The 6,177-nt window shown below is 36.6% G+C and carries 6 protein-coding genes; all 6 read right to left on the bottom strand.

Annotated features, from left to right (window positions below):
• Positions 1-118: 118 nt before the first annotated feature.
• The 6 genes from HMPREF1639_RS06220 to HMPREF1639_RS06195 all read right to left on the bottom strand — a co-directional run bounded on the left by HMPREF1639_RS06220 (position 119) and on the right by HMPREF1639_RS06195 (position 6,175).
• Entirely contained in the window at positions 119-1,351 is a 1,233-nt protein-coding gene (locus tag HMPREF1639_RS06220; protein ID WP_036764507.1) for a peptidase U32 family protein, read from the bottom strand.
• 96 nt (positions 1,352-1,447) lie between these two features.
• Positions 1,448-2,092: an O-methyltransferase gene (locus HMPREF1639_RS06215; protein ID WP_036764505.1), complete on the bottom strand. Its 645-nt coding sequence runs from the start codon at positions 2,090-2,092 to the stop codon at positions 1,448-1,450.
• Between the two features lie 57 nt (positions 2,093-2,149).
• Positions 2,150-3,355, bottom strand: coding sequence for an endolytic transglycosylase MltG (mltG, locus tag HMPREF1639_RS06210; protein ID WP_036764503.1), 1,206 nt, complete (start codon positions 3,353-3,355; stop codon positions 2,150-2,152).
• A gap of 17 nt (positions 3,356-3,372) precedes the next feature.
• Entirely contained in the window at positions 3,373-4,194 is an 822-nt protein-coding gene (locus tag HMPREF1639_RS06205) for a purine-nucleoside phosphorylase (RefSeq protein WP_036764501.1), read from the bottom strand.
• Between the two features lie 76 nt (positions 4,195-4,270).
• Complete coding sequence (locus HMPREF1639_RS06200) at positions 4,271-5,344, bottom strand: DUF3866 family protein (protein ID WP_036764499.1); 1,074 nt, start codon at positions 5,342-5,344, stop codon at positions 4,271-4,273.
• Positions 5,345-6,175 (bottom strand): glycosyl transferase, encoded by an 831-nt coding sequence (locus HMPREF1639_RS06195; RefSeq protein WP_036764497.1) that lies wholly within the window; start codon positions 6,173-6,175, stop codon positions 5,345-5,347. It abuts the gene before it with no gap.
• Positions 6,176-6,177: the final 2 nt, after the last annotated feature.

The raw sequence follows: 6,177 nt of genomic DNA, 5'->3' as shown, positions 1-6,177 counted from the left end.
GCTGTCGCATAAATTTCGGATTTTATTCATCAACGCTAGTTGACAAAGAACCAATATCTTTTCCTATACCACTAAATATATTTTTTTTATTAGTCTATTGCACTATGTAAAATACTAACTATTTCTCTTCTATAGCCTTCCTAAGCATAAAGTTGACACCAACATTCTCTGGAAGTCTCATCTTTACCAACTGTCTTGGATGAGGAGCTTCTGTAATAGGTGTCATACCCTCATCAAACATCTCAGTAATTTCTGTTTCAATAGTCTTTGTATACGGTCCGATTATCTCAATCTTGTCTCCAACCACCATCTTGTTCCTCTGTTCTACAGTCACATATCCTTCCTGATCAGGTCCATCTACAACTATGCCTATAAAGTCAAAATTTCTTACATATGATGCAGATGCGTAATTCTGTTCCTCATGACCAGGCTTGTCATTGTAAAAACCTGTAGTAAAATGTCTATGGCTACCCTTCTTTAATTCATCTAGCCACATTGGATCAAACTTCCAGTCAGCTCCCTTTTCGTAGTAGGCATCTATGGCCATCCTATAGGCTCTGACAACTGTTGCCACATAGTAGGCAGTCTTCATCCTACCCTCAATCTTCAAGCTCGTGATACCCGAATCTATTAGCTCAGGTATATATTCAATCATACATAGGTCCTTTGAATTAAAGAAGAAGGTACCCCTTTCGTCCTCGTATACAGGGAAGTATTCGCCCGGTCTCTTCTCTTCCACCAAACTGTACTTCCAACGACATGACTGGGCACATGAACCCCTATTTGCATCCCTGCCTGTCATATAGTTGCTGATCAGGCACCTTCCTGAATATGATATACACATTGCCCCGTGCATAAAGGCCTCTACATCCATATCAGCTGGTATATGGTCTCTAAGCTCCCTTATTTCCTTAAATGACAGTTCCCTAGCTATAACAACCCTCTTTACCCCCTGCTGGTACCAGAAGTTTGCACTATGGTAGTTTGTAGTATTGGCCTGGGTACTCAGGTGGATTTCCATATTAGGCACTCTTGCCTTGATGACCGATATCACACCTGGATCTGATGCTATAAGTGCATCTACACCAGCCTTTTCCAATTCTATTAGGTATTCTTCCAATCCTTCAAAATCTTCATTATGAGGTATTATATTTACTGTTACAAATACCTTTTTACCCCTAGCATGGGCAAACTTTACCCCTTCTCTTATATCTTCATTTGAGAAGTTCTTTGCAGCTGTCCTCATACCAAAATTTTCGCCACCCAGGTAAACGGCGTCTGCACCGTACTCTATAGCAATCTTTAATCTCTCTAAATCTCCTGCAGGAGCTAATAATTCTACTCTTTCCATTTATACCATCCTTTTCATTATTTTTACTAGCTTGTATTCACACACACGGTCTATTTGTGTAGACCATAACTATATAATCAATATTATTTTAAATACCTATTCCTTGTAAGATATAGCCAATCCATCACCTATAGGTATCAACGATGTACTTATACCCTCTAAATCACATATATAATCTAGATATGTCCTCATCCTTTTAACGATAGTCTTCTTTCTTCTGACTACATAGTCATCACTGGCAATCATGCCCTTATATAGGATATTGTCAGACACTACTATACCACCGTGGTTTAGTTTGTCTATCAGCATATCAAAAAACAGCTTGTAATGCCCCTTGGCAGCATCTATGAAGATCATGTCAAAGTTTCCTTCAATATCCTTTAGTGTATCCTCTGCGTTACCAACCAATATTTTTATCCTATCCTCCATGTCGGCCTTCTTTATGTTCTCTTGGGCCCTTTCCAACATTACTGGATTTCTTTCAGTAGTTACTATTTCTACATCCCCATCTAATACATCGGCAAAAAGCAAAGATGAATATCCTATAGCACATCCCAACTCTAATATCTTCTTTGGTTTTTTCAACTTCAATAAAACCCTTAATAGATCTGCAACTTCCTTATGGATTATAGGTACAGAGTTTTCCTCCGCATATACTTCCAATTCTCTCAATAGTCCTTGGCTGGGCCTTAAAGTTTCTCTTATATAATTTTCCACCTTGTCATTAACAATATTACTCACCTAATTCACTCCTTTAAAAAGCAGGGAAGCTTACCCTCCCTGCAATACAGTCACAATCTAGTTTGTTTTACCCGTTTCCGAGTTAGTTTTTGTTTTTTTGTCATTGCTATAACTAGCCTGTGTTCCCTTGTCTGTTTCAGTTTTCTTGTCCTGTTCAGATTTTTCTTGTGCATCTCTTTCTTTATGATACTTATCAGCATTCTTACTATGATCATCAAAAGTCTTGCTATATGAATTTACACCGTTGACATTTGTTACAAAGTACAAATAATCTGTCTTGCTAGGTCTAGACGCTGCTATCATTGACTTTATACCAGGACTAGCTATAGGTGTTGGTGGTAGTCCATCATTTAAATACAAATTGTATGGAGACTTGACCTTCAAATCTGCATATAGGACCTTACCTTTTCTCTCTGGTAGACCATACTGGAGTACTGCATCAGACTGAAGCCTCATATTCTTGGCCAACCTATTGTAGAATACACTAGCTATAATAGGTCTATCCTCATCCTTTACAGCCTCCTTTTCTACTATAGATGCCATTATGATAGTATCATAAAAATTGTACTTATTTTTAGCAACGTTAGCGCTTATATTCTGCTTGTATTTTTTGTCAAACTCACTAATCATCTTGTCAAAAATATCTTTTTCGCTGATACCCTTCTTGAAATAGTAAGTTTCTGGATATAGGAAACCTTCAAGTGTAGATATTCTCTTGTCCTTTAAAAAACTGTACTTGTCAGAAAACTGACTAGGTGACCTAAATAGTTTAACAAATTTTTCTCTGTCACCAAGTTTCTTCTTCACTAGTATATTTACTATTTCAGTAGATATACTACCTTCTGGTATTGTAACTTTAATCCCGTCTTGGTATATTTTTCCTCTTAGTAATTTATCAATAATCTGGTCATTCGACATATTTTGAGATAATTTGTACTTACCCGATTTTATCTGCTCTGCCTTGCCAGTATCCTTTACATTTGATACGAATACCCTCTTGTTTTTAATCATATCCTGCTCTTTCAATATGGATGCAATCTGCTTTACATTTGCACCTGCAGGTATATCTACAATCTTGCTGGCGGTTGCATTTGGATTTACAGCCTTTGAGGCATACTTATAATATAGGTTGCCACCCAAGGAAAGCATTCCTATCAAAATAAATAGCAAAATTACCAACCTAAAAATCCTAATTCTTGGCCTATGCTTAGTTTTCTTCGTATTTTTTTTATTTCGCTTATTCTTAGCATTATTTGTACTCAATATACCAATCCTCCATCTTAAACTTTCTCTATAAATAATTTAACTAAGGAAGAGAATTTTGATTTTACCCTATCTGTAGTATCTATCACTTCCTCATGATTCAAATTTTCCCCCGTGATACCTGCCGCCATATTGGTGATGCATGATATTCCAAATACCTTCATACCACAATACCTGGCCACAATTACTTCTGGGACTGTTGACATTCCTACAGCATCAGCCCCCAAAATTCCCGCTAACCTTACCTCTGCAGGCGTTTCATAGCTAGGGCCTGAGAAAAACATATAAACTCCCTCTTGAACATCGAACCCCAATTCACCTGCGCACTTTTTCATCAACTCAAGACCTTGTGGATCATAGGCCTTGGTCATATCCGGAAACCTAGTCCCCAACCTATCGTCATTTGGACCAATCAAAGGATTAGACCCGCTAAAATTAATATGGTCCCTTATAAGCATCAAATCTCCTGGCTTGAAGTCCTCATTACATCCGCCAGCAGCATTAGTTACTAATATTTTGTCGATTCCTAGCCCTTTAAAAACTCTTATCGGATAAGTAATATCTGATTGACTATAGCCCTCATAGTAGTGAAACCTCCCCTTCATGGCCAATACCTTTTTACCGCAAAAATCACCTATTACCAAAGTATTTTCGTGACCCTCTACTTGAGATGTATGAAAATTTGGTATATCCTTATAGGCTAGTTCAATCTTGTTTTCAAATTGTTCTACCAAATATGATAGACCTGACCCCAATATTAGGGCTATATCTATATCACCCATATAACTCTTTTTAATGTATTTTACACTATTTAACACATTATCATACAAATCAGCCATAGTACCCTCCTATTCAAACTATATTTTACCAATCTTAATATATATTAAATACTAGAAATTTTCACCGAAGCTCCAACTAAAAAAGCTTAGATATCCTATATGCAACCGTAGATGCTGCAACAAAGAATTCCTCATCCTCATCATAAGACCTACCCATACTCTTAACCTTCAAACCATAATGTTCTAGGTCTGCTTTCGTTTTGTCGTACTTTTCAAAGTCGACCCTATGTTTTTCAGCAACACTATTTAATAGGATTTGCTCTTTTATTATACTTAATTTATTAGGCTCATACAAGGAATTAATGACTAAATTTGTGGCCTTATTAGTTATTTCACTCAATATGGTAAGAGTATGATGTGATATACCCTTATGTCTAGATCTCTTATCAGCAAAACTAATCCTAGGTATAATGTATGACCTACCATTCAACTTTTCAACCGCATCTATAATCACTGCCTGATCAATACCACTAAAGCCATACTTGGTACCTGTACCAGCTATACCCGGTCCCATGGCCACCAAGACACAGTCAGCCTTACATATTTCCTTGGCAGTTATCAGGGAAGTATAAATATTTATACACTCATAATCACCGCCAAAAGCATTGCCATATGTTATTGTATTATCTATTAGTCCCATCTTCTTCAAATTATCAACATTCTTGCTAAAGGCCATAGGAAGGGCTGCACCATCCGACATTATATATACCAGCCTCTTATCTGGGCACATCCTCTTGAATGTAGCTGCAAATACTGGAACTATACTATGCAGGGCTCCAACAGCTACCGGCATACCGTCCAAGCAGACAAAATCATTAAAGATATCGTGATATGGACTGCCCTGTTCCTCAACAGAATCAACCTTTATCTGAAAAGGAGTATATCTCAGTTTCATAATATGACCACCTTGTGTGAACTTTGATTCAGGTTGATTAAAATTAGATATCACAAAATGAAACCCCCCTGTACCAAGGCTCAATTCTACTGCGGTAGTATTTACTATTACCTCATCTCCTATAGCCACTGGTCCAGTCAACTGTACATAGTTGTAGGCTTTTTCTATACTACCTTTTATATCGACTCTTATATCCTCTATTAAGTCATTCTGGCTTATAATTTCAACAACCTTGGCTAATCTTTTACTAATCATTTACAAACCCCTTCCCAACCTATCTATGTAATTTAAAATCTTGTTTTGTTCGATAATCTTAGTTAGAGAAAACTTTTCTGTTAATGCGTGAATCAGTACCAAAAGTATCAGACAAACTATTTGAACTGGCAGATTAAACGAAGACACTATAAAGACACCTAATGAAACACCTAAAACATTTGATCCAGCATCACCCATCATAGTCAAGGCCTTTAAATCAAAGTAGAAATATGCAAGCACTGCTGGTACTATCAACATCATTACTTCTCTTTCAAATTTTGAACTTGCGATAAATATTATTATGGATAAAATAATGTAGACTTTTATTGCCCTACCTGGTCTCAAGTCAAATAAATTCATCATATTTGTTGACAAGGCCACTAACAAGGTTGCAACTATTATATTAGGTATAGATTTACTAATAGTAACAGCTATTGTCAACCCAACAAAGCCTCCTAGAAGGGCCTTAAATGCACCCGTTGTCAATTTGCCCCTATACAGTGCCTTGAAATGACCTACTAAACCAGTTACATCTCTATTTCCTAGGCTGTCATCAATAATTCCTGCAAATGACATAGCTATAGAAGCAAACAAAAGCATATAAACCAACAATATCTTATCTGGAACAATATTAGAATATATCAGTATAAGAGAATTAATCACAAGGGCAGGTATAAAAGCAATACCCAAACCTACTGGTATCATATCTCCCCTATAATTTTGTCTTATCATACCACTTCTATCTAGCATTTTACTTATCATAGGTATAGAAATCAAAGTAACTACTACACCCACACAGAATAACATTATCGTCATCAAATATGTATACATGG

Source organism: Peptostreptococcus sp. MV1, assembly GCF_000758885.1.
GTDB lineage: Bacteria > Bacillota > Clostridia > Peptostreptococcales > Peptostreptococcaceae > Peptostreptococcus.
The sequence above is the reverse complement of the archived record's forward strand: the minus strand, read 5'-3'. Positions and strand labels throughout refer to the sequence as shown.